Raw genomic sequence first — 21,810 nt, 5'->3', positions numbered from 1 at the left:
TTTTTCCGAATTTCATGGCGTCTCTAAATAGGAACGCTATAGGGTGCCTCGGAAAGCTTCATTTTCAAAAATCCGACTCAATAAAAACAAGATTTCCGGTCATGCAGGTTGGGTTGTAAGCGCTCAAACGTCATCGGCAACCATGTTATCGTAGGTCTGCAAGGTTCTAGCCTACACTCTACGGCGCGAAAAGCTGAACAAGGACTGCAAACATGTTGGAACCCTCAGTACAAATTTTTCTGTCGGAACGCCGAGCGGCCTGGCTTAAAGAAAAATTAAAGTCAGCCAAAACCGAAGCCGAGCAACAAGACATCGAACGCGCCGCCGCTGATAAGTTCGACTTGGCGAATTGGTTGCCAGATGCCGCCAAGCGGGCCGGACAATTGGCAATGGTCACACATCCCGGAAAATTCAGCCATCCCTGCGCCAAAACCAGTTCGGTCATAGCCGACGCCGAACGTAAAGCGGACGGCTATCTGCGCACCGGAAACGTTGCCGCCGATTTCGACGTCTTCGGCAACGCTGCGGCGCTGGACGTGCACAAGTTTCTATCCTTGACGCTGAGCGACGGACAAACGGTGTTGGCGCACCTCGAACAGGATACCCCGCTGATCCAACAACAATTCAATATACCGACAGCCTTCCAGGAACTGCGGCAAGGCTTGCTGAGCATCAAATCCGGCGCTGCGGAAACGGTCAAAACCTCGGAAAAAATCAAACAAGTCTATTTCCCGGTCGACGACGATTATCACCTGCTATCCCTGCTGACGCCGTCCGGGCTAATGTTCAAGCTCAAGGAACGCATCAACGTGCTACGTTTTTCCGAAGCCGCCAAACAAGCCCGCACAGACCGCCGCAATCAAATCCATCACGAACAAGGTTTCGATGAAATCTACAATCTAACCGTGATTGGCTTCGGCGGCACCAAACCGCAAAACATCAGCGTATTGAATAACCAAAACGGCGGGACCGCCTATCTTCTGCCTTCGCTGCCGCCGCCTTTGGAACTGCGCGCCACGCAGAAACCCGCGACCAACTTCTTTGCGCAAAGCCTGTATCTCAAGGATTACCAGGACAAATTCAAAGCCCTACATAAATTGTTTCTCGACACTGTGCCCAACAACATCGACGTGCGTGAGGGCCGGGATTACTGGATTTTGCAGATCGTCGAACAACTGATGGAAAAGGTTTGGGCGATTCGCGAACTGCCCGCCGGCTGGTCGGAAACCAGCGTATTACCGCCAGCACAAAAACTTTGGCTGGACGCGGCAAACGCTCAGCGGCGCGACAGCGAGGACGAATGGCTGGACGAAATCATCGTTGCCGTGGTGTCTTGGTTGGGCATCGCTTACAAAAAAGCCGTGGGCGAGCAAAAAGCCATCCCTCTCGGCGACCCCGAATCCAGGGCGTTTCGGCAACTGCTCACCGAACACCGGGAGGTGTTGCGATGAACCGCTTCCTGATCATTCCGCGCCTGAAAATCCACAACGCCAACGCCTTGTCCAGCCCCTACACCATCGGCTTTCCGGCCATGACGGCTTGGCTCGGCGGTGTGCATGCCTTGCAGCGCAAGCTTAACGCCGGGTCGTTCGCCGAACTGCGTTTTAGCGCCTGCGCCGTGTCTTGCCATCAAATTGATTTGCAAACCTACCAAGGCCGGGGCGATTACGTGCATTCCATCGTCGGCACCGGCAATCCGTTGGATAAAACCGGCGACCGGCCGTCTTTCATCGAAGAAGCCCGCTGCCATCTCAATGTCACGTTAGTCATCGAATATCAAGGCGTGGATATGGGCGATACCGACGCCTTTTTAGCCGCCGTGCAGCAGCAACTAACCACAATGAAACTGGCCGGCGGCGACATTCTGTCGTTTCAGAAACCGGAGTTGCTGAAAATCGACGGCGACATCGAGCTCGGCAAACTGACTCGCAAACTGATGCCCGGCTACGTCTTGCTGGAACGCCGCGAACTCATGGCCCAGGCCATGCAAGATGGACAAGATGCCATCGATGCCATGCTCGATTACTTGACCGTCCACCACCGCAGCCAAATCGATGCCGAAGGCCATGTTACCTGGAGCGCCGAGCGCAAAACCAAGGGCTGGATCGTACCGATTGCCACAGGCTTTCACGGCATCGGCGAACTGGGCTTTGCCGAGCAGCAGCGCGACCTAAACACCCCGCACCGTTTCGCCGAAAGCCTGGTCACCTTGGGCGAATTCGTGATGCCGTATAGGCTTAAGCGCCTGGAGCACTTACTTTGGCGCGGCCGCTACGACGCGCAAAACAAGCTGTATTTAATCGAACAACACCCCCGTAACGCTTAACAGCAAGGAAAACATCATGGCAAAAACAGACAAAATCGCCGCGGCAACCGTACTGGCCTTCGAAAAAAAGCTGGTGCCATCCGATGGCCGGCTTTACGGCGCGCATTGGGATAAACGGCATGAAGCGGCGGAACCGCTGAAACTGCAAGAAAAATCGGTGCGCGGCACCATTTCCAACCGCCTGAAAAAAGCCCTGCAAGACGACCCCGCCAAATTGGACGCCGAAGTCGAGAAGCCGAACCTACAAACCGTGGACAGTTGCGCATTGGGCAGCGAACAAGACACCTTAAAGCTCAGCTTCAGCCTAAAAGTGCTGAGCGGCGTCGAGAAACCGTCTGCCTGCAACAGCGCCGAATTCGCCGCCAGTTACCAACAGGCCGCTGGCGGCTATGTCCTGGCAGAAGGCTTTAAAGAACTGGCCAAACGCTACGCCACCAACCTGGCCAACGCCCGCTTCCTGTGGCGCAACCGGGTCGGTGCCGAGCGTATCGAAGTGGTGGTCAGCGTCCGTAACGAGGGACAACAAACCGCGTGGACCTTCGACTCTAAAGCCTTTAATTTGAAAGACTTCGACCACAACCACTCTGATGTCGCCGCGTTGGCCGACAAAATCGCCGCCGCCCTCAGCGGCCAGACCGAATTTTTGCTATTGACCGTCGATGCCTACGCCCAAGTCGGCCAAGCCCAGGATGTCTACCCCAGCGAAGAACTGGTGCTGGACAAGGGCAACAGCAAATCCAAAAAAAGCAAAATCCTCTATCACATTGACGGCCAGGCCGGCATGCACTCGCAAAAAATCGGCAACGCGCTACGTAGCATCGATACCTGGTATCCGGTGGACGAAGACAATCCGTTCATCGGCCCGATAGCCGTCGAACCCTACGGCGCCGTTACCAATCTGGGTAAAGCCTTCCGCACGCCTAAAGCCAAGGCCGACTTTTACACGCTGTTCGACCGATTCGCGCGCGGTGGCGAATTGAGCCAAACCGAGCAACATTATGTGATGGCGGTGCTGGTGCGCGGCGGCGTGTTCGGCGAAAGCGGCAAGGATTGAGTCATGCGCTTTTATCTGGAAATCACCTTGTTGTCCAATCCCGAGCTTGGGCTGAATTTTCTCTGGTCCAAAGTGTTCCAGCAACTGCATTTGGGTTTCGTCGAAATGCAAAACGAGGAACGGCGGGGAGCTATCGGTATTGGCTTTCCCAAATACCGGGCGGAAGAGAAGCGGCTTAGCCTAGGTGACAAATGCCGCCTGTTTGCCGACGATGAATCAACGTTGCAACGCTTTAATGCCACACAGCGTCTGGCCAGATTAAGCGATTACGTGCATTGCACCGGTGTTCGACCCGTACCCGACAAGCTGCTGGGATACGCGGTTTATCGGCGCGCGCAACCCAAAACCAACCCGGAACGATTGGCGCGACGCTATGCCAGACGCCACGGACTGGATTTGGCGACCGCGCTGAACATGACGGTGGAAGTGCGCGCCGCGGTGGAGAACGAGGCTTATCCGCTGGCGTTTCGTTATTGCGATATGCTCAAGCCTTCGGTGGCCTTGCCTTTTATTCGTCTGCAAAGCTTGAGTGGCGGGCAAACCTTCTGTTTATGGGTCGCCAAAACCGAAACCACCGCGCCGGTGGCCGGCAATTTCAACGCCTACGGTCTGAGCAGCGTAGCCACCGTACCGGAATTTTGACCCAAAATTTTCCGCTCTTTAACAATATGAACTAAATCAGCCGGTTACGAACAACAGCTTTACGGATGGTAAAAACAGGTCAAACCGCCCGCAACCCTTGTCGCAACAGGCTTCCCGTTTCGTTATAATCAGTCCGCCGCCGCACAGGCGGCTTAGAAAAAAGCCGTCTCAGCCGGCCCCAACCCCGCCAAGTCCGCCGCCGCACAGGCGGCTTAGAAAATTGATCGGCGATCCTGGCGACGGCGGCAACCGTCCGCCGCCGCACAGGCGGCTTAGAAAAAAGCCATCGAGAAGCAAGTCTCCAATTCCAAGTCCGCCGCCGCACAGGCGGCTTAGAAAGTCTCGCACTGCCCGGTCGAATGCTTCGAAGGGTCCGCCGCCGCACAGGCGGCTTAGAAAGTATCCCGGTTGGTGGGACCGACGCCGATAAAGTCCGCCGCCGCACAGGCGGCTTAGAAAAATATCACGCAAGACAGTTTGAAGCGGATTATGTCCGCCGCCGCACAGGCGGCTTAGAAAAGCATAGCGCCGAGCGTGCCGAGTGGTTGGTTGTCCGCCGCCGCACAGGCGGCTTAGAAATACAAATGTCTTAAGTGCGGGAAACACTTCCCGGAGATTATGGCAACCGTTCAGTGACAGAGCAGTGGATTGCGCGCCGATTCGCCATTTTTGCTGCATATCGCGGCCGAGACCATCTAGTCAGCACCGGAATACAGCCGCCCACATGGTAGTTATATTGCTGGTCGCTATCGGTTTTTACCCGGAAATAAGCGGTCATCCCTAGGCCACCCGGTTTCTATCGTAAATTGGTTTTTTCCCACTCCCAGAGCCCGAACGGTTCTGTCCCTCAGGGCATCTTGAGTCACGGCACGCGCAACACAAGCGCCGCTCAGTTTTTATTCAGCCACCTACAAATAGGCAGGGAACCCTACCAGAGTAGGGTGTTGGGACGCTAGGCAGGTTTGTTAACATGTATTTCGAAGTCCACTATTGGACCGACCATTTTAAATAGGAATTTGCCATGAAAATCAATCTGAAATCCCTTGCACTAGGCTTAATGCTGCCGGTATTGCCGGCTCATGCCAGTGTTATGTATACCTTGGTGGATCTAATGCCGGAGAACACCTCAATAAACTCAGGAGCCGTTTCTATTAATGATTCCGGGCATGTTTTGGGTTTTACCGGGGGTGGTGAAAGCTTTGTTTATAAAAATAACAATGCAACCTTGCTGTCTGTGCCCGGATATTCCAGCCTTACCGGGCTTAATTCAAGCGGTGTGGTGGTTGGCAATTCCGCTGGGCGCGGCATAGTGCACAACAATGGTGTTACCCAGACAATCGGCGGTTTCAGCGGCAGTCCTTTTTCCAGTGTGGCCAATGGCATCAATGACGCCGGGCAGGTAGTCGGCAGCGCCTGGAATACCCAAGGAAATCAGCGTGCGATTATTGCCAGCAATGGCAGCTTGACTGATTTGGGTACGTTGACTGGTGGTAGCTGGAGTGCGGGCAATGCGATCAACAGTAGTGGTCAGGTAACCGGCGCGAGTCAGACCTCTTATGGTGCTCACGCTTTTGTCACGCGTAACGGCCAAATGGTTGATCTAGGCGCGTTCGCCTGGGGTACCAGTACAGGCTATGCCATAAATGACGCGGGCCAGGTAGCCGGCACATCCCATGTAACCAACAACGAAAAGCACGCGTTCATTACCACAGTTGACGATCAGATGCTTGATATTGGTCTGGCCGGCTATAGCAGCGAGGCATTTGGCATCAATAATACCGGTCAAGCAGTTGGGTATTTTGGCGATAATTCCGGCGGGGCGAAACGAGCGTTTGTGACCATCAACGGTGTCATGACCGACCTGAATACGCTGATTTCAGCAAGTCTCGGTTGGACGCTGACAACGGCTTACGATGTCAATAATAGTGGCCAAATTGTGGGTGTGGGTATTGCCGCGAATGGTGTTCAGCGCGCCTTTCTATTAAATCCGGTCACTTCTGTGCCAATACCCGGCGCGATCTGGTTGTTTGCTTCGGTGTTGCTGGGTTTTGTTTCGCGTCGCATGCGTGCTTAGTTCTGACGCTAGACGGGTCGTAGCAGCCTATTTACTCCGGCCATTAACTTCTCAGTTGTCGTCATTGCCGCGGAAGCGGGGAGCCGTTAGACCGCGCAGCGAATCCAATGCCGCAATTGGGCTCCTGCCCGCGCGGGAGTGACGATATGAAAGGGCCGGCTATAGCTATGGCTTTTGTCTGTCTGACCAAGCGCTCAAGTAAGGCAACGATGTAAGAAGACTATAACCGAACGGCCGCAGTGTTGAGGAGCGAAAAAATGCGGCAATCATGGCGGCCCTTCGGAAAGACAAGCGATAACATTCGCTCCCTTCGATCCTTGGACGGCGCTAATGTGCCGCCGATTAGCTGTGCGTTAGGCATATCTTCACGCTCCTATGCCCTGCGTTTTCTTATCTCGGAGCGGTGGAGAATCAAAATGGTACAAAAACTTCTGACGGTAACGCTCTTGTTGATGCTATCCGGTTGCGCAACAACGGCTAATAAAACTACAGCTCAAGGAAGCGACAAAGCAGAGAGCAAAATATCGATGGCTATCGGCCGTGAGACTGGTAATTTTAAAATCACCAACGCACAAGCTGTGGAAGCACCTGCTGGTTATAACGGCATGCAGTACACGGTTAAAACTAACGATGGCGCCACTTTTAAATGCGAAATCTTGGAGCCGTCAGGATTCGGTAAATTCGCGACATGGGGCATGGCCAGCGGCGCGGATGCCATGTGCACGGATTTTACCAAGGGGTCAAGCGACATAGGAAAAACCAACAATGCAAGCTGCAATGCGCTCTTAAAAGCCGCCGGCAAATGCTGACGTAATACCAAGCATGGGGCGCAAGGTGAAGCGCTGCGCCCCTTAGCTTTTCGTTGGACGAATCCACCTCACCTCGTATCCACTAAATCGCACGGATTTTGACCGACCAGGCTTGGGCATTATTTAAAGGCACTCTGAATAATAAAACCGAAGTGAGGCGTTGGATTACTGGCAATAATCTGCTCCCCGGTTGCTTTCCGGATAACATACCCATCAAATATTTTTTCCTGACCACCTTGCAGGTTGCCATACACTTTCACTTTTTCATCCAGAGAAAGGTTTAATTTTTTATTGTCTGGCAACTTTGCCCTGACAAAGATTGAGCCGGAATCGTCTAATAGAGTAAAACCGTTGGCATCGAGCTGGGTGACGGCTCCTTCGATTGTGCTTACCGGCGGCAATGCCAAATTCTTGATTGGTGTCGTGCCGGCACACCCACTAATTGTTAAAACAACTAGAGCCGATAACGATAGAGCCTTAGTTTTCATTGCGACTTTTCCTTTTTGTTGATTAGCTTAACGTGATGGATATGGCATCAAATGCTTTGTAAAGAATCGTAATTTGCCGGATATTCGTCATTCGCTGCTCTAATTGATTGTTTTATAAAACAGAGTAAGGCCACAACGTTTTCTCCAGAAGTAGTTATTTATTAACCCGGCCCTTAATTATCGCCGCTCCCGCTTTCGCGGGAATGACGGCGACGGGGCATTTAAGGGCCGGGTTAACCAATGATGCAAATACTCGGCAATCTGGCTAACGGCTTTAAAGCTGGGCAGCATTATCGGAAGGCGGATGCAGACAGGGAACCCTACCGGAGTAGGGTGTTGGAAATCCGGGGAGGTTTGTTAACATGTAATTGTTTTGCATGTTTTTGGCGCGTCTGATTGGGTTCTAAACCAACAGCCGTAAAGCCGGCCTGATGCCGGCTATTGAGCATAGCGGGGATTATTTGCGTGATAAACAGGACTAGCGCGCTGGTGATAGACGATCATCCATTATCGGCCAGCGGCATTGCGGAATTTTTGCTTTCCCATTGCGGATTTGCCGCGGCGCGGCCGGTGTCTGACGTCGCCGAATTCTGGGCCGCCCTTGATCCTGTCAATCCGCCGTCGTTGGCCGTGGTGGATTTCTGGTTGCCCGACGGCGCGTCACTGGGCTTGCTGGCAGAGTTGAAACAGCGCTGCCCGACCACACGCCTCTTGGCCATCAGCGCCGACGACGACGCGGCGGTGCTGGACAAGGTAAGGCTAGCCGGGGCAGACGGCTTTTTGCATAAACAAGAATCGCCGGAGGTTTTCGGCCGGGCCGTTGCCGCGCTGTTGCAGGGCGACAGCTGGTTTTACGGTGGCGTAAAGTTCGCCGGGCGCGAGTTTCCGAATAAGGAACTGCCGGTCACCGCCGCCGAACTGGGGTTAACCGCCCGCCAGGGCCAAGTGTTGGCCATGATGTTAAAGGGCTTACCCAATAAGCGCATTGCCCTGAACCTGTCCTTATCCGAGCAAACCGTCAAGGAACATGTGAGCGGTATTCTGGAGCGGCTGGGTGCGCGTAACCGGATAGAAGTTATTACCCGCTTGCGTGGCAGGAGGCTGGAATGAAGGCTGCAAAACCCAAGTTGACTTTCGCGGATGTTGGCGCCGACGGTCAGGCTCGGCTGTTGGATATGAGCTACGGTCGTTTGGTCACCGGTGTCAGCACCGTTCCGATTTCCGGTGTGGCTTTCGGCTATTGGCAGTACAGCCTGGGATTGAATCCCCATGGTATGTGGCTTTGGACCCTGTCTTATCTTTTGGCTGGAGTGGCGGTGCGCTTGCAGCATGTCCAATACCGCCGAGACCGAGATCAATACTCATCTGAACAAACTCTCGGCAAGTGGCTGCCAATTGTTAACCGGGTTGCTGTTTTACATGGGCTGGGACTGGCAGCCACTGGCGTGATTACCGCGGGCAGAGTGCCTTTTGAATTTACCTTGCTGCAAGCCGTCATCATCACCGCCATCCTAGCGGCCAATGCCTCGCAACTGTCGCCGGTTTTGGGTATCTATCGGCGTTTCGCGAATGCGGCTTGGTTGCCTTGCATGGCGATCGCACCTTGGGCATTTCCGGATCATTGGCTACTGGTCCTGCCGCTATCGGGGGTGATGCTTTTCACTTTAGACCGGCAAGCCTTGGTTTCACATGGCTTCTTTCTGACGCAGATAAAGTTGGAAGAAGATAGCGCCAAATTGGCCGAAAATTATCGGCTTGCCAAGGATGAAGCCGAAGCGGCCTTACGCGCCAAAAACCAGTTCCTCACCACCGCTAGCCACGACTTGCGCCAGCCGGTGCATGCCATGGGCTTTTTGATCGAATCCATTTCCCGGCGCAATCAGGAGCCGGCGTTGCAGCCGGCTTTGCAAGATCTGCAACAAAGCGTGCAATCGATTACGCAGATGTTCAATTCGCTGCTGGATTTGTCCAGAATCGAGTTGGGCGCCCAGCCGGTGAATCTGCAAACCGTGGCGCTGGACCCACTGATGAGCGGTGTCGCCACGCTGTTTCGGGAAGAAGCCCGCTCTCGGCAAATCGATCTCAGAGTGCGGTTGAGCGGCGGCCGCGCGCTAGTCACTGCCGACGCCATGTTGCTGCGCCAGTCCATGATCAACTTGATGCAAAATGCCTTGCGCTATACGCAAAGCGGCGGCGTGTTGATGGCGGTCCGACGCCGGGGTAGCGACTGGCAATTCGAGGTGTGGGACACCGGCGTCGGCATTGCGGAAGACGATCAGCAACGCATCTATTCGCCATTCTTTCGGCCGGAACATGCCTGGCGTATCGACAATGCCGGTCACGGTTTGGGCTTGGCGGTGGTGGCGCGTTGCGCGGATTTGATGGCGGCGAGTCAGGGTTTAAGTTCCCGGGAAGGCCGTGGCTCACGTTTCTGGTTGCGATTGCCGGCCGCTGCGCAAATCACCGAGCAGCGGCCGGCAGCGCGCGAGCAGAACTTGTTATTGGCCGAGCATGGCGAAACGTTGGGTGGCCGTTGCCTGGTGATCGATGACGAACCGCAAGTGCGCAACGCCTGGCAAGCTTTGCTGAGTGCCTGGGGTGTGGAGACGGCTTGCGCGGCATCGGCTAATGAAGCGCTGGGCTTGCTTGATGGCGGCTTTGAGCCGCAGGCGATCTTTTGCGACCAGCGCCTGCGCTCCGGCGAAAGCGGTTTCGAGTTGTTGCAAGCCTTGCTGGAACGCTGCCCGGAGGCCGCGGGGGCGATGATCAGCGGCGAATTCGACTCGCCGGCCCTGGCGCAAGCCGAGCAGGAGGGGTACTTGGTTTTGCATAAGCCTTTGGACCCAGTGGCCCTATACGCCTTGCTTAGCAGGTTGTTGCCTGCGGTTGCCTCTAACTATTCCTGATGGATGCTACACCGGCCCTTGACCCTGACGCCACGTCACGCTCTATGCTAACGGCACGCATAACGAAGGAGCCAAACCATGTTGCTTAAAGTAGGCGATCTTGCCAAACGCTGCGGACTGACGGTCCGTACTTTGCATCACTACGACAGCATCGGTTTGCTTAAACCTTCCGCGCGTTCCGATAGCGGCTACCGGCTGTATAACCGGGCCGACATTTCCAGATTGCATCAAATTCAAGCCTTACGGCGGTTTGGTTTGTCGCTGGCCGAAATCGGAGACATTTTGGCAAACCCCGGACTGAATCTCGCGACTATCGTCGAACGGCAAATTGAAGCCCTGGATCAACAAATCGCGCAAAGCCAAGCCTTGCGCGACCGCTTGTCCGGGCTACAACTGCAATTGATGCGTGGAGAAGAGCCGGAGCTTGCCGATTGGCTAACTACTCTGGAGATGATGACCATGTACGACAAATATTTTTCCGCCAACGACCTGAAGCGCTTGCCGCTACTGGATATAGACGAGAACTCCACCGCCGGCGAATGGGCGACGCTGGTTCAAGCGGTGCACGAAGCAATGCGGGCAGGGATCGAGCCGGACAGCGCCGAAGCCCAGGCGTTGGCAACGCAATGGATAGGCATGCTGGAGCGCGACACCCAAGGCGATCCGCGGCTGCTGGTCAAACTCAACGCGATGATGGCCGGGGAACCGACGGTACAAGCCAAAACCGGGGTGACGCCGGAGCTTGTTGCTTACATCCAGCAGGCGTTCATCGAGACCAAATTGACGATCTACGAAAAATACCTTGCACCGGATGAATTCAGCTTCATGCGCGAGCACTACGGCCAGCGCGCCGACGAGTGGCCGCCGCTGATCGCCGCGATACGCCAACACAGGGAAGACGGCACGCCGCCGAACGACTCGCGCATGCAGCAGCTGGCGCGGACTTGGCTGGAATTGTTCCGCGCTTACGCCGGCGATAATCCGGAAACTCATGCCAAAATTCGCGCCGCGAATCAGGCCGAACCTTATCTGTTCTTTGGTACGTTCATCGATCAGCCTTTGTTGACTTACGTGTTTCAGGCGATGGCCGAACTGCGTCAAGGCCCGTTACCGGAGAGCAGTGTAGCCTAGTAGTTTGGCCCTGAAATTTCCGGTCGCCGGTTCCCACGAGAGTGGGAGAGACGGTATTTCTCATAACTTACGGAGTATTCATGACCCTAAAAACGCTAGTTCGCAAGCTAACTTTCCGGAAGATAGTTGCCGGTTGGCCATTGGTTTGGGTGCTTATGGCCGGGTGGCCGGTAGGCGCGCAAGCATCTTATATCTGTCCCAACGGACCAGGGCCTGGCGAAGTGCAGCTGGGCATCACGGGCGGCTCGCATGGCGTTGCCGCGATGCCGGTCTGTGAAGAGAATATTAACAATGTCTACGAATCCGCCGAAGATGCCGAAGCACCGGCACCACGCGCCGACCCTTTGCAAACGCGTATCGGTGCGATGAGTTCGGTGCTGGAAGCAATGTCCATGGGCTATGACCGCTTACATGACGCGCTCAACAAAGACCCGGAACTTAAAGCGATGGGCAATGGCATGTGGCAATATCAGCAAAACGGGCAACCGCCACGTCCGGGTGAAGGTTGCAGCGCGCTTTATACCAACCTCAAAGGCGCGCTGGTCTTGTCCGGCCCCGATGGCGACTATAAAGGCGCGCTGATGACTTTTTGGGGACCGGATATTCCCAGCCCTCAAGCGGTCGGCACCATCAAGGTTACGCTGGATCAAGCGGACGGCCAGCCGCAAACGGTAACCGCCTTCAACTATGCCTCGCCAAACGGCAAGGTCGGAGCGATTGTGCTGGCGGTGCCGACGATACAGGCGCTATTGGATAATATGACCGACCAGCAATCTTTTGATATTGCTATCGACGGCAAATCCGTGATTCATCTTGAATGGCAACACGGACTGGCAGCGCGCGACCAGTTACGCCGCTGCGTGGCCGGGCAACTCCCTGATTCGCCAAAACGCTCACTCAATTAGTTGTAAAAAATCGCTGTTCGGCTTGCCGAAAACTCAAACCTAAAATACCCGATTTTTGCATGGATTGTTTCAGCGAAAAGGCCAGCGCCGAGGCCAGTACTCGGGAGTAATAAGGCAGGGCTTCCAGGTATACCGGCAATACATCGTCGATTTTTTCGGCCTGTTGCAGTTTTTCTTCCAGTTGCCGGCGGCGAGCGGCGATTTCCTGCAAGAATGCGCTGTCATTGGCGCAATCGCTGGACAACTCCAAGGTCCAGGTTAGATCCAACTGCAATTGGCAAGCGCCTATAAAGCGTCCTGATCGGATCGCTGACCATTGCTCCGGCGCAATTAAGGACAGGCGGTACTGGCTGTCTTTAAGGTAAAGCCAATATGCCTGCCCGGTAGTGGGTTTAAAGCGAATTTGGCTGTTTAAAATAAACAGCGAGGTGAACAAATCGCTACTAATCTGCTGAATGTTCTTGGCGGATGCAACCAACTGCGTCTTGGCTTGCTGCAAGGTTTCCAATATTGCAATTGATCCCTTGCCCTGGGGATTTGCCGGTTTACTCATTAAACTCATAGTTCCAGGTGTCCGTTAAGGGTGGAAGAAACAGTTTGCCAGCAAATAGCAATAAATCGCTAGCCGTGAATCCAGTCAGAGCCTATCCAAATCCTCTACAACCGCTTCCGCGCGCCGCACTATTGCATCGCGCTCGTTGCTGGTAAAGCGGTTCAGGTTGCGGTAGACCATACTCAATCGCGGGTTGCGGTTCAATTTTTCGTGATGGCGGATGAAAAAATTCCAGTACAGGGCGTTAAACGGGCAGGCACGGTCGCCGGTACGGGCTTTTTTGTCGTAAAAGCAGCCCTTGCAATAATCGCTCATTCTGTCGATGTAAGCCGCGCTGGACACATACGGTTTGGTCGCCAGCAAGCCACCGTCGGCGAATTGACTCATACCCAGCGTGTTGGGTAATTCCACCCATTCGAACGCGTCGATATAGACCCCCAGATACCAGCGATGCACCGCGTCGGGCGCCAAGCCCGCCAACAGCGCGAAATTGCCAATCACCATCAGCCTCTGGATATGGTGAGCGTAAGCGTATTGCAGCGATTGGCCAATGGCTGCCGCCAGGCAATTCATGCGGGTTTCGCCGGTCCAGAACCAGGATGGCAAGGGCCGGTCATGGCCGAAGAAATTGTGCATTGCGTAATCCGGCATCTTTTCCCAGTAAACGCCGCGCACGTATTCGCGCCAACCGAGAATCTGGCGAATGAAGCCTTCGGCGGCCGCCAGCGGCGCGTGGCCTTCGCGATACGCATGTTCGGCCCGTTCGACCACTTCGCGGGGATTGAGCATTTTGGTATTCAGGGCAAACGATAGCAGTGAATGAAACAACCGCCAACTGCGCCGGCTCATCGCATCCTGAAAATTGCCGAAACGCGGCAGGCCACCGGCGATGAAGGCTTCGAGTTGCTGCAAGGCTTCTGCACGATGCAGCGGCCAGCGGAAATCATCGGCGTCCGCGGTGCCAAAACTGTTCACGCCGGCCGCGAGGATTTCTTGCCAAAGCGTGGCATGATCGTGGCGCGGCCGAGTGTCAACCGGCACCGCCGGCACGCCAGGCCAAGACTTGCGGTTGTCGTGGTCGAAATTCCATTGTCCACCGACCGGGCGTTGATTCTCTTCCAGTAACACGCTGTGTTTGACGCGCATGCGCCGATAGAACATTTCCATCAGCCAATGCGCCTTCGCACCAAACAGCTGTGCCGCTTCGTCGCGTTGGCTATAGAAATGTTCGCTGTCGCAAGCGTGGCTGCTGATAGCCAAGTTTTGGCAATAGGTGCGCAATTGCTGATCCAGTCGCCATTCGTCGGGAAACTGGTACTCAAAATGTTGAACCTGATAAAGCGTAATCAAGATATCCAGATTGGCGGTCAGCGATTGCCGATTATCGCTATCGTCGATTGTCAGGTAATGCACACGATGCCCCCGAGCCGTCAAACTCTCGGCAAAGTCGCGCATCGCCGCGAAAATACCGATGATTTTTTGCGCATGGTGCAGCACATAATCGGTTTCCTGGCGGATTTCCATCAGCGTGTAGACCACGTTGCTATCAGTTTGCGCAAACCAGCTGTGGAGTGGATTTAACTGATCGCCCAGAATCAGACGCAAGATGGTCATGCTGTCGCCACCGTGCCCCGCTGCCGGCGGCAACGCTCAGAGCAATATTTCACGGCATCCCAATCTCTGGCCCATTTTTTACGCCAAACGAAAGGGCGGCCGCAGACGGCGCAGGGTTTTGCGGGTAAGAAGGCTTTTTGATGCATCAAAACTCCAACTGGGTTTGTACCCAGTCGCCGGCTGCGACTTTTTTACGGCGTTGAGTAGGCAGTTTACGCGAGCCGTGTTTTTCAACGATGGCGGCCCTGGCGGCTTTCACCTCGGGGCGACCACGCACCTGGTAAAGACTGGACTTGGCTTGCCGGGTGGCCCATTCAAGATCGACCAGGGGTTCGGCAATATCAACACCGACGATCACGCCGCATTGCTGTTGCAGTTTTAACGGCATGCGCCAAGGTTCGAATAGCCATTCCGGCGGCACCCGGCGCAAGGCCGGTAGCCAATGTCTGACAAAATGGCCGCGCGGATCATGGTCGCGGGCCTGCTTGATCGGGTTATACACCCGCGTGGTGTTAATGCCGGTGGTGCCGGCCTGCATTTGCATCTGGCTCCAGTGGATGCCCGGTTCGTAATCCAGAAATTGCTGCGCCAGCCAGGTGCCGACCGGCTGCCATTGCAGCCATAGCGGATAACTGGCCACCGAAACCAGCATCGCCCGCATTCGGAAATTCAGCCAGCCGGTTTGCTTCAGCATCTCTACGCAGGCATCGACCAGCGGCCATCCCGTGCGTCCCGCGGTCAACGCCTGAAAATGCGCTGGGTTCCAGTCTGCTTCGCGCAAGCCGTCATAGCCGCGATGCAGATTGGTAAATTCCAGTTCCGGCTCGCTTTCCAGCTTTTGCATGAAATGGCAATGCCAATACAAGCGGCTAACGAAGGCCGTCAAGCCGGCACGACGGGCATCGCCGCGGGGTAAAGCATCGAGCTGACGGCGGGTGGCTTGCACCACCTCCCGCAAACTCAAACAGCCGAAGGCTAAGTAAGCCGACAGTCGCGAACAGGCTGTCGGTGCGGATAAGGGTGAGGAGATGCCGCCGCGATAAGAACCGCTACGGTCGAATAAAAAGTCACGTAATGTATCGATGCCTTGGCGGCGACCACCCTTTTGGCGCAGCGGTGGATCTGGCTGAATTAACCCCAGAGATTGCGGTTCGGGCAAGATCAGCGTTTCAGGCGTCGCTATCCAATTGCAAGCGGGAGGATCTAGGCAGGGTTCGGCCATCAGCGCTTCCCAATGCACTTTCCACAAGTCGCGATTTTGCAAACGCCGCACTACGCCGAATTGCGCAAATTCATGCCATTTTATGCAACGCGCCCGGCACCACTGTTGCACCGCCAAATCGCGCTGAAAGCTCAGCCAGTTGCCGGTTTCCTGATGCGAATACAAGGCCATGAATGGGGCTTCGTGCCAAAGCCTCTCAAAAACCGCCACTGCTTCGCCCTCTTCGATACGCAAACCGCCGCCGCGCTTGCGCAAGGCAAGATCCAAATCAAGCAGGCTTTCACGCAAAAATAAGTAGTGTTGCGTGGTCGCGTCGGCTGCCGCCCACAGGCTGGGTTCGATGATAAACACGCACAGCACCGGTCCGTTGCGGCTGGCTTGCAGCAGCGACGCATGGTCGTGCACCCGCAGGTCGCGCTTGAACCAGACCAGGTTGTAGTTCATCGCTTAATGCCAGCCCTGGCGCCAGGTCTCGGTATCGCGCAAATCCCGCCACGGTATTACTTGCGCCCGTTTGCTATACACCGCCTCCAACTCGATCAGCTCCAGTGGTGCATTCGGGTCTTCCGGTAGCAACAGCTTGCTGACGATGAAGTGTTTTTCCTTGTGTTGCGGGGCAACGGCGGTCCATTTGCTGAGCAACAATTTGTTCGGGTTCAGCCTGGGTGATTTGGCGGTCGGCATGGCTTGGTCTGCTTGAGGAATGTAGTTTCCGAGCATACCAGCCGATCCCGAAATGGCGAGATCGGCGCCACGCGGCTGACTAAATCAATTTCCCGGCTGCAAGGTCACTTCGACTTCCCGCGCTTTGCCCTGGTTGATCACCCGGACTTTCACGATATCGCCGACCTTCTGGTCGTCCAGGCGGGCGAACAGTTTTGACAGCGAGTCGGTGTCCTTGCCGTTGATGGCGATGATGATGTCGCCCGGTATCACGCCGTTCGCCGTTATCGACACACCCTGTAAACCGGCTTTATCCGCTGCCGAACCGGGCTGCACCCGCAATACCGCTACGCCGGCCGTGCCGGTCAAGGCCGCTAACTGCTCGTTCATCTGCTGGTCTATTTCGATGCCCAGGGCCGGACGGATGTATTTGCCTTGTTTAATCAATTCCGGCACGACCCGCATCACCGTGTCCACCGGCACCGCGAAACCGATGCCGGCCGAGGCGCCGCTCGGGCTGTAGATTGCAGTATTGATGCCGATCAGCCGGCCGGCGGAATCCAGCAGCGGGCCGCCGGAGTTGCCGGGATTAATGGCTGCGTCGGTTTGGATCAAATGTTCGACGGCCGGTCCCTCCTGGCCGCCCAGTGAGCGGTCCAATGCGGAGACGATGCCGCTGGTCAAGGTCCAGTCCAGACCGAACGGGTTACCGATAGCGAATACTTTTTGCCCGACCTTTAAGTCGCGGCTGGTACCGACCGGTACCGGCGGCGGCCGTTTGAAGCCGACACCGATTTTCAGCACCGCAATATCATGCACCTGGCTGGCGCCGACCAGCGCAGCCTTGTAATCGCGGCCGTCGGCCAGTTTTACCGTGGCTTCATTGGCGCCGGCGATGACGTGGAAGTTGGTCACCACATGGCCGGCTTCATCCCAGATAAATCCCGAACCGGTGCCTTTGGGAACCGAAAACACGTCGCGGGTCCAGACATTGCGCACCAGCGCGGCGGTGGTGATGTAAACCACCGAGTCGCGGGATTTTTCAAACAATTCGATGGTGCTCTTTTCGTCCGCCGCCAAATCGCCTCGCGCCGCGATGGTTCTGACCGGAGTGGATTCGGTCGCCGGCGTTCCCGGCTGCCAATGCCACAGCAGTATCAGCACTGCCGCCACCGCGCCGACGGCGAACACGCGTTTAATGAATACATCGGATGAATGGGGATGATTTTGATATTGCATGTCGGCCTCCGGCTGGTCGGTTCCCATCTAGGATCGTGGGAACGGATGAAAACTATTGCAAATGGCGGCACTGCTGGACATTCGATTCCAATACGCCGCTACCTCGGCAAAATGGTAGCGCGGCTATCAAATTTCAAGCGAGTTAGACTGATGTCATGACGGCTTGCCCGGAAGGCACGCTTGCTGTCAGTAGGCCGTGAATTTAGGAACTATAGTAAATTTGCAAAGTCGCAAAACCGCCTGGATCCTTTGCTACTGGATAGGAGTGATCATCATGAAAAGAGTTAACAACACAATAAAACTCGTCATATTTGCTGTTTTGAGTATGGGGTTAACAAGCGCTGCTATTGCGGAACATCATGAAAGCGCCAAGCTAAAAGCGCAATTACAAACCGAGGACGAAGCTGAAGTGGAGCTTTACGATTACCATTCGGGTGTTACGTATACCGGTACGCTACAACGTTTTATGTTTCATCGGCATTTAGAAAACGTAGTCGAAGACCCTGAAGAAAAACATTCAGAATCGACGCATATTAAGTAACACGGCTGTCGAATTGAGAAATTCCGTTACTGACAGTGGCGATGTCGGCTACACATACCAAATAAAAATGCCGGCTCGCAGAGTAATTTCAAAGGTTTAAGAGGATTGTTATCAAGGTATTTAAGGCATCAATAACTGCAAGCGGATCCAGGCAATCGGCAGGCAGCTATTTGAAACGATAGCAGAGCGGCAAATTGAACAAATTTTTCGGGATGGATGAAGTTATCGACCTTTCGACTGATTGCGTCTGGCCCTGAAAAAATCGCTGAGAAGTTCCGCGCAATCCGCCTCCAGAATTCCCCCCGTCCACTCCACGCTATGATTTAAAAACGCGGCGTCGCTGAGTTGCAGCGCGTGGCAGACTGCGCCGCGTTTGGGATCATAGGCGCCGAATACCAGGCGCTTGACCCGGGCGTGGGCGATGGCGCCCATGCACATCACGCAGGGTTCCAGCGTGACATAGAGGGTCGTGTCGATCAGTCGATAATTGTTTAAGATCTGGCCGGCTTTACGTAGCGCGATGATCTCGGCGTGGGCGGTAGGGTCGTTATTTTGGATGGGTTGATTCCAGCCTTCGGCGATGCAGCGGTTGTTGTACACCAGCACGGCGCCGACCGGAACCTCGCCTTGGCTTTCGGCGCGCTGCGCCAGACGGATGGCATAACGCAGCCATTCCTCGTCGGACATCTTAAACCGTGGCTTTATTCAGGCGGTCGTTGACGGCTGCCCAGGCTTCGTTGTCGGGCGGCTGTTCGATCAAGATGGTATCGAGTTGCAGATTATCCAGGGCACGTAGCGAACTGTATAAAGCCGGTTCGTAAAGTTCGGCATCGGCCGGTAATCTCAGCAAATGCAGGCAGGGAATCTCGGCAATTTCGGCGCTGAAGGCCAGGATGCCAATGTGTTTGCCTTGCGCGCACAATTCGTCGGTCATCGTGATTAAGGTATCGACAGGGCACAGCAAGGCCATGGTATTGGGTGCGTAATGCACCGCCATCATACCGGGTGCGCGGATCTTGCTTTGCGCCGACAGGCGTACGTCGGTTTGCAGCACCGCTTTTAGTTGGCTACGGGTAATGCGGCCGGGTCTAAGGATGGCGGGGATGCCGTCGCTAAGGTCGATGATGGTCGATTCCACGCCCACCGAACAAGGTCCGCCGTCCAGGATGCAGCCCACGCTATCGCCAAGTTCTTCCGCGACATGCTCGGCTTGCGTTGGGCTGATATGGCCGAAGCGATTGGCCGACGGCGCCGCGATCCCGCCGCCGAAGGCTTGTAATAGTTGTAAAGCAACCGGATTGGCCGGCACCCGCAAGCCCACCGTATCCTGGCCGCCGGTAACGGCGGATGGTACCGTCGATTTTTTGTTCAATATCATCGTTAACGGGCCGGGCCAGAAGTGTTCGGCCAGCCGTAATGCCGTTTCCGGCACGGCTTCCGCCCAATCGTGAATTTGCGCGGCGCAGGCGATATGCACGATCAAGGGATGATCGGCCGGCCGGCCTTTCGCGGCAAATATTTTGGCAACCGCATCGGGGTTGGATGCATCCGCGCCCAGCCCGTAAACGGTCTCGGTTGGAAAGGCGACCAATTGGCCCTGCCGTAACAGTTCGACGGCGTGGCGGATGGATTCTTCGGTTACGGGTTTAGGATTCAAAGTAATCAGGCGAAAGATGAAAATCTGAAAAGACAAGCAGCCACCATAATTGTAGTGGCGAATTCATTTGCCAAAGCAAACAGCTACAAATATATAAAAGCCATCCTCACGGCAAACGCGCCATTTTACCTTTCGCCTTTAGTCTTTTCTCCTAATTAATTTCCACCAACACTTCATTAGGGTTAACCGCGTCACCTTTTGCGACATAAATTGCCTTGACTATGCCGGCTACCGGTGAAGTGATCTCGGTTTCCATTTTCATGGCTTCGGTGACCAGCAAAGATTGTCCGGCGTTGACTTTTTGGCCTTCCTTGACCAGCACGTCGATGATATTGCAGGGCATGCTGGTGACCACGTCGCCCGGCTCACTGGGCCGGCGGCGTTTGCTGGCGATGGCGCTTTGCACCGCGCCTTGCGCGCCGCCGTCCAGCACGATCTCGTCCAGGGTTTCGATGACGATTTCTTCCGGCATACCATCCACGGTGAAGTAAAAATGCCGCAAGCTCTGGTTTTTCGGCCCAGCACCGGTGACTTTAACGTGATAGGACTCGCCGTGCAGCGCCACGTTGAATTCGGTCGGGGCTTTTTTCACTTCACCCGGTGTCGGCGCGTCTGCCAGTTCCAGCGGTTCGGAGACTAGGTTGTCGGTGGAACGCAGCTCCAGAAATTGCTTGCCAATTTCCGGGAACATCGCAAAGCTCAACACGTCTTCGTCATTCATGGCCAGATGGGCGATTTCGTTACGCAGATGTTCAAACTCAGGTTTGAGTAAATCCGCCGGACGGCATTCGATCACTTCTTCTTTGCCGACTGCCTTGGCTTGCAGTTGTGGGTTAACCGGGGCCGGGGCCTTGCCGTAACCGCCGTGCAGGTAGCGCTTCACCTCGTTGCTGATGGTTTCGTAACGCTTGCCGGTCAATACGTTCAATACTGCTTGGGTGCCGACAATTTGCGAGGTAGGTGTCACCAACGGCGGGTAGCCAAGGTCTTTGCGCACTTCGGGGATTTCCCTGTACACCTCGGCCATCCGGTCCAAGGCGTTGCGCTCTTTTAACTGGTTGGCCAGGTTGGAGATCATGCCGCCCGGAACCTGGAAGATATGCACGCGGGTGTCTATCCCGGTAAATTCGCTTTCGAAGCGGCGATATTTTTTTCGCACTTCCAGAAAATACTGGTTCACCGCTTGCAACTTGTCCAAATCCAGTCCGGTGTCGTATTCGGTCCCGCGTAAGGCGGTAACCAAAGATTCGGTAGGCGGATGGCTGGTGCCGCCGGCCCACGAAGATAGAGCTGTATCGACGTGTTCGCAGCCGGCTTCTATGCCCTTGATCTGGCACATTTCCGCCAAGCCGGCGGTGGCGTGACAGTGCAGATGCAGCGGCAGATCGACGGCGTCTTTCAGGGCCTTGACCAGTTCACCGGCGATATAAGGCGTCAACAGGCCAGCCATGTCCTTGATGGCAATCGAGTCGCAGCCCAAGTCTGCCAAACCTTTTCCCAGTTTGATAAAGCTGGCGATGTCGTGCACCGGGCTGGTGGTGTAACAGATCGTGCCTTGCGCATGCTTGCCCGCGGTTTTGGTGGCTTCGATAGCGGTTTCTAAATTACGAATGTCGTTCAACGCGTCGAAGATACGGAAGACGTCCATGCCGTTGGTGGCGGCAGTCTCGACGAATTTACGTACCACATCGTCGGAATAATGCCGGTAGCCGAGCAGGTTTTGGCCGCGTAGCAGCATTTGCAGGCGAGTATTGGGCAGCGCAGCTTTTAGTTTGCTCAAGCGTTCCCAGGGGTCTTCCTTTAAAAAGCGCAGACAGGCATCGAAAGTGGCGCCGCCCCAGCATTCCAGCGACCAGTAGCCGATATCGTCCAGCATGGCGCAGGCCGGCAGCATATCTTCGGTGCGCATGCGGGTGGCAATCAAGGATTGGTGGGCGTCGCGGAGGATAACGTCGGTTACGTAAACTTTGCTCATTGGGGTTTCCT

21 protein-coding genes and 1 CRISPR repeat array are annotated in these 21,810 nt (G+C 55.3%); of the genes, 11 read left to right on the top strand and 10 right to left on the bottom strand.

What is annotated here, in order from left to right:
* Positions 1-212 precede the first annotated feature (212 nt).
* From csy1 to A1332_RS11690, 6 genes are all read left to right on the top strand, one after another.
* Positions 213-1,451 (top strand): type I-F CRISPR-associated protein Csy1, encoded by a 1,239-nt coding sequence (csy1, locus tag A1332_RS11715; RefSeq protein WP_064008668.1) that lies wholly within the window; start codon positions 213-215, stop codon positions 1,449-1,451.
* Positions 1,448-2,326: a type I-F CRISPR-associated protein Csy2 gene (gene csy2 / locus A1332_RS11710; RefSeq protein ID WP_064008667.1), complete on the top strand. Its 879-nt coding sequence runs from the start codon at positions 1,448-1,450 to the stop codon at positions 2,324-2,326. Before csy1 ends, csy2 begins: the two co-directional genes overlap by 4 nt.
* A gap of 16 nt (positions 2,327-2,342) precedes the next feature.
* On the top strand, positions 2,343-3,380 hold the full coding sequence (gene csy3 / locus A1332_RS11705; protein WP_064008666.1) for a type I-F CRISPR-associated protein Csy3: 1,038 nt from the start codon (positions 2,343-2,345) through the stop codon (positions 3,378-3,380).
* A 3-nt stretch (positions 3,381-3,383) separates the two neighbouring features.
* Positions 3,384-4,022 carry a type I-F CRISPR-associated endoribonuclease Cas6/Csy4 gene (cas6f, locus tag A1332_RS11700; protein ID WP_064008665.1) on the top strand — a complete coding sequence of 213 codons (639 nt, stop codon included), beginning with the start codon at positions 3,384-3,386 and terminating at the stop codon, positions 4,020-4,022.
* A 131-nt stretch (positions 4,023-4,153) separates the two neighbouring features.
* Positions 4,154-4,601: direct repeats of the CRISPR family, unit length 28 nt; unit sequence GTCCGCCGCCGCACAGGCGGCTTAGAAA.
* Positions 4,602-5,043: 442 nt separating this feature from the next.
* Positions 5,044-6,096, top strand: coding sequence for a hypothetical protein (locus A1332_RS11695; protein WP_064008664.1), 1,053 nt, complete (start codon positions 5,044-5,046; stop codon positions 6,094-6,096).
* Positions 6,097-6,512: 416 nt separating this feature from the next.
* Positions 6,513-6,905, top strand: coding sequence for a hypothetical protein (locus tag A1332_RS11690; RefSeq protein WP_064008663.1), 393 nt, complete (start codon positions 6,513-6,515; stop codon positions 6,903-6,905).
* 119 nt (positions 6,906-7,024) lie between these two features.
* Here the strand turns inward: A1332_RS11690 and A1332_RS11685 are convergent, their stop codons facing one another.
* Complete coding sequence (locus A1332_RS11685; RefSeq protein WP_064008662.1) at positions 7,025-7,393, bottom strand: hypothetical protein; 369 nt, start codon at positions 7,391-7,393, stop codon at positions 7,025-7,027.
* Between the two features lie 465 nt (positions 7,394-7,858).
* Here A1332_RS11685 and A1332_RS11680 point away from each other — a divergent pair, with 465 nt between their 5' ends.
* From A1332_RS11680 to A1332_RS24785, 4 genes are all read left to right on the top strand, one after another.
* Positions 7,859-8,503 (top strand): response regulator transcription factor, encoded by a 645-nt coding sequence (locus A1332_RS11680; protein ID WP_082879660.1) that lies wholly within the window; start codon positions 7,859-7,861, stop codon positions 8,501-8,503.
* Complete coding sequence (locus A1332_RS11675; protein WP_064008661.1) at positions 8,500-10,299, top strand: hybrid sensor histidine kinase/response regulator; 1,800 nt, start codon at positions 8,500-8,502, stop codon at positions 10,297-10,299. Before A1332_RS11680 ends, A1332_RS11675 begins: the two co-directional genes overlap by 4 nt.
* A gap of 78 nt (positions 10,300-10,377) precedes the next feature.
* Positions 10,378-11,430, top strand: a complete 1,053-nt coding sequence (locus A1332_RS11670) for a MerR family transcriptional regulator (RefSeq protein ID WP_064008660.1) — start codon at positions 10,378-10,380, stop codon at positions 11,428-11,430.
* Between the two features lie 80 nt (positions 11,431-11,510).
* Entirely contained in the window at positions 11,511-12,335 is an 825-nt protein-coding gene (locus A1332_RS24785) for a hypothetical protein (protein ID WP_157204000.1), read from the top strand.
* On the opposite strand, the gene A1332_RS11660 is transcribed toward A1332_RS24785, so the two are convergent.
* The 6 genes from A1332_RS11660 to A1332_RS11640 all read right to left on the bottom strand — a co-directional run bounded on the left by A1332_RS11660 (position 12,328) and on the right by A1332_RS11640 (position 17,626).
* The gene (locus A1332_RS11660; protein WP_231890275.1) at positions 12,328-12,888 is read right to left on the bottom strand and encodes a DUF2452 domain-containing protein; all 561 of its coding nucleotides are present in this window, start codon (positions 12,886-12,888) and stop codon (positions 12,328-12,330) included. The genes A1332_RS24785 and A1332_RS11660 overlap by 8 nt on opposite strands.
* Positions 12,889-12,972: 84 nt before the next feature.
* Positions 12,973-14,502, bottom strand: a complete 1,530-nt coding sequence (locus tag A1332_RS11655; protein WP_064008658.1) for a cryptochrome/photolyase family protein — start codon at positions 14,500-14,502, stop codon at positions 12,973-12,975.
* Positions 14,499-14,648 (bottom strand): DUF2256 domain-containing protein, encoded by a 150-nt coding sequence (locus tag A1332_RS26505; protein ID WP_082879658.1) that lies wholly within the window; start codon positions 14,646-14,648, stop codon positions 14,499-14,501. Before A1332_RS26505 ends, A1332_RS11655 begins: the two co-directional genes overlap by 4 nt.
* Positions 14,648-16,168: an FAD-binding domain-containing protein gene (locus A1332_RS11650; RefSeq protein WP_064008657.1), complete on the bottom strand. Its 1,521-nt coding sequence runs from the start codon at positions 16,166-16,168 to the stop codon at positions 14,648-14,650. The genes A1332_RS26505 and A1332_RS11650 overlap by 1 nt, the downstream gene beginning before the upstream one ends.
* A 3-nt stretch (positions 16,169-16,171) precedes the next feature.
* The gene (locus tag A1332_RS11645) at positions 16,172-16,444 is read right to left on the bottom strand and encodes a TIGR02450 family Trp-rich protein (RefSeq protein WP_231890274.1); all 273 of its coding nucleotides are present in this window, start codon (positions 16,442-16,444) and stop codon (positions 16,172-16,174) included.
* Between the two features lie 48 nt (positions 16,445-16,492).
* Entirely contained in the window at positions 16,493-17,626 is a 1,134-nt protein-coding gene (locus A1332_RS11640; protein ID WP_064008736.1) for a S1C family serine protease, read from the bottom strand.
* Between the two features lie 274 nt (positions 17,627-17,900).
* On the opposite strand from A1332_RS11640, the gene A1332_RS11635 reads away from it, so the two are divergent.
* Positions 17,901-18,167: a hypothetical protein gene (locus A1332_RS11635; protein ID WP_157203999.1), complete on the top strand. Its 267-nt coding sequence runs from the start codon at positions 17,901-17,903 to the stop codon at positions 18,165-18,167.
* Between the two features lie 222 nt (positions 18,168-18,389).
* Here the strand turns inward: A1332_RS11635 and tadA are convergent, their stop codons facing one another.
* The 3 genes from tadA to oadA all read right to left on the bottom strand — a co-directional run bounded on the left by tadA (position 18,390) and on the right by oadA (position 21,799).
* Positions 18,390-18,854, bottom strand: a complete 465-nt coding sequence (gene tadA, locus A1332_RS11630; protein WP_064008654.1) for a tRNA adenosine(34) deaminase TadA — start codon at positions 18,852-18,854, stop codon at positions 18,390-18,392.
* Position 18,855: 1 nt separating this feature from the next.
* Positions 18,856-19,860, bottom strand: a complete 1,005-nt coding sequence (locus tag A1332_RS11625) for an L-threonylcarbamoyladenylate synthase (RefSeq protein WP_331709874.1) — start codon at positions 19,858-19,860, stop codon at positions 18,856-18,858.
* A 115-nt stretch (positions 19,861-19,975) separates the two neighbouring features.
* Positions 19,976-21,799 carry a sodium-extruding oxaloacetate decarboxylase subunit alpha gene (oadA, locus tag A1332_RS11620; protein ID WP_064008653.1) on the bottom strand — a complete coding sequence of 608 codons (1,824 nt, stop codon included), beginning with the start codon at positions 21,797-21,799 and terminating at the stop codon, positions 19,976-19,978.
* Positions 21,800-21,810: the final 11 nt, after the last annotated feature.

Source organism: Methylomonas methanica (assembly GCF_001644035.1).
Classification (GTDB): Bacteria; Pseudomonadota; Gammaproteobacteria; order Methylococcales; family Methylomonadaceae; genus Methylomonas; species Methylomonas methanica_A.
The sequence above is the reverse complement of the archived record's forward strand: the minus strand, read 5'-3'. Positions and strand labels throughout refer to the sequence as shown.

Coding starts and splice junctions, on each gene's coding strand:
- A1332_RS11660 (WP_231890275.1), bottom strand. CDS start 12,888: ATGAGTAAACCGGCAAATCCCCAGGGCAAGGGATCAATTGCAATATTG.
- A1332_RS11640 (WP_064008736.1), bottom strand. CDS start 17,626: ATGCAATATCAAAATCATCCCCATTCATCCGATGTATTCATTAAACGC.
- A1332_RS11645 (WP_231890274.1), bottom strand. CDS start 16,444: ATGCTCGGAAACTACATTCCTCAAGCAGACCAAGCCATGCCGACCGCC.
- A1332_RS11685 (WP_064008662.1), bottom strand. CDS start 7,393: ATGAAAACTAAGGCTCTATCGTTATCGGCTCTAGTTGTTTTAACAATT.
- cas6f (WP_064008665.1), top strand. CDS start 3,384: ATGCGCTTTTATCTGGAAATCACCTTGTTGTCCAATCCCGAGCTTGGG.
- csy2 (WP_064008667.1), top strand. CDS start 1,448: ATGAACCGCTTCCTGATCATTCCGCGCCTGAAAATCCACAACGCCAAC.
- A1332_RS11670 (WP_064008660.1), top strand. CDS start 10,378: ATGTTGCTTAAAGTAGGCGATCTTGCCAAACGCTGCGGACTGACGGTC.
- oadA (WP_064008653.1), bottom strand. CDS start 21,799: ATGAGCAAAGTTTACGTAACCGACGTTATCCTCCGCGACGCCCACCAA.
- A1332_RS11695 (WP_064008664.1), top strand. CDS start 5,044: ATGAAAATCAATCTGAAATCCCTTGCACTAGGCTTAATGCTGCCGGTA.
- A1332_RS11675 (WP_064008661.1), top strand. CDS start 8,500: ATGAAGGCTGCAAAACCCAAGTTGACTTTCGCGGATGTTGGCGCCGAC.
- A1332_RS11650 (WP_064008657.1), bottom strand. CDS start 16,168: ATGAACTACAACCTGGTCTGGTTCAAGCGCGACCTGCGGGTGCACGAC.
- A1332_RS26505 (WP_082879658.1), bottom strand. CDS start 14,648: ATGCATCAAAAAGCCTTCTTACCCGCAAAACCCTGCGCCGTCTGCGGC.
- csy3 (WP_064008666.1), top strand. CDS start 2,343: ATGGCAAAAACAGACAAAATCGCCGCGGCAACCGTACTGGCCTTCGAA.
- A1332_RS11690 (WP_064008663.1), top strand. CDS start 6,513: ATGGTACAAAAACTTCTGACGGTAACGCTCTTGTTGATGCTATCCGGT.
- A1332_RS24785 (WP_157204000.1), top strand. CDS start 11,511: ATGACCCTAAAAACGCTAGTTCGCAAGCTAACTTTCCGGAAGATAGTT.
- A1332_RS11635 (WP_157203999.1), top strand. CDS start 17,901: ATGAAAAGAGTTAACAACACAATAAAACTCGTCATATTTGCTGTTTTG.
- csy1 (WP_064008668.1), top strand. CDS start 213: ATGTTGGAACCCTCAGTACAAATTTTTCTGTCGGAACGCCGAGCGGCC.
- tadA (WP_064008654.1), bottom strand. CDS start 18,854: ATGTCCGACGAGGAATGGCTGCGTTATGCCATCCGTCTGGCGCAGCGC.
- A1332_RS11655 (WP_064008658.1), bottom strand. CDS start 14,502: ATGACCATCTTGCGTCTGATTCTGGGCGATCAGTTAAATCCACTCCAC.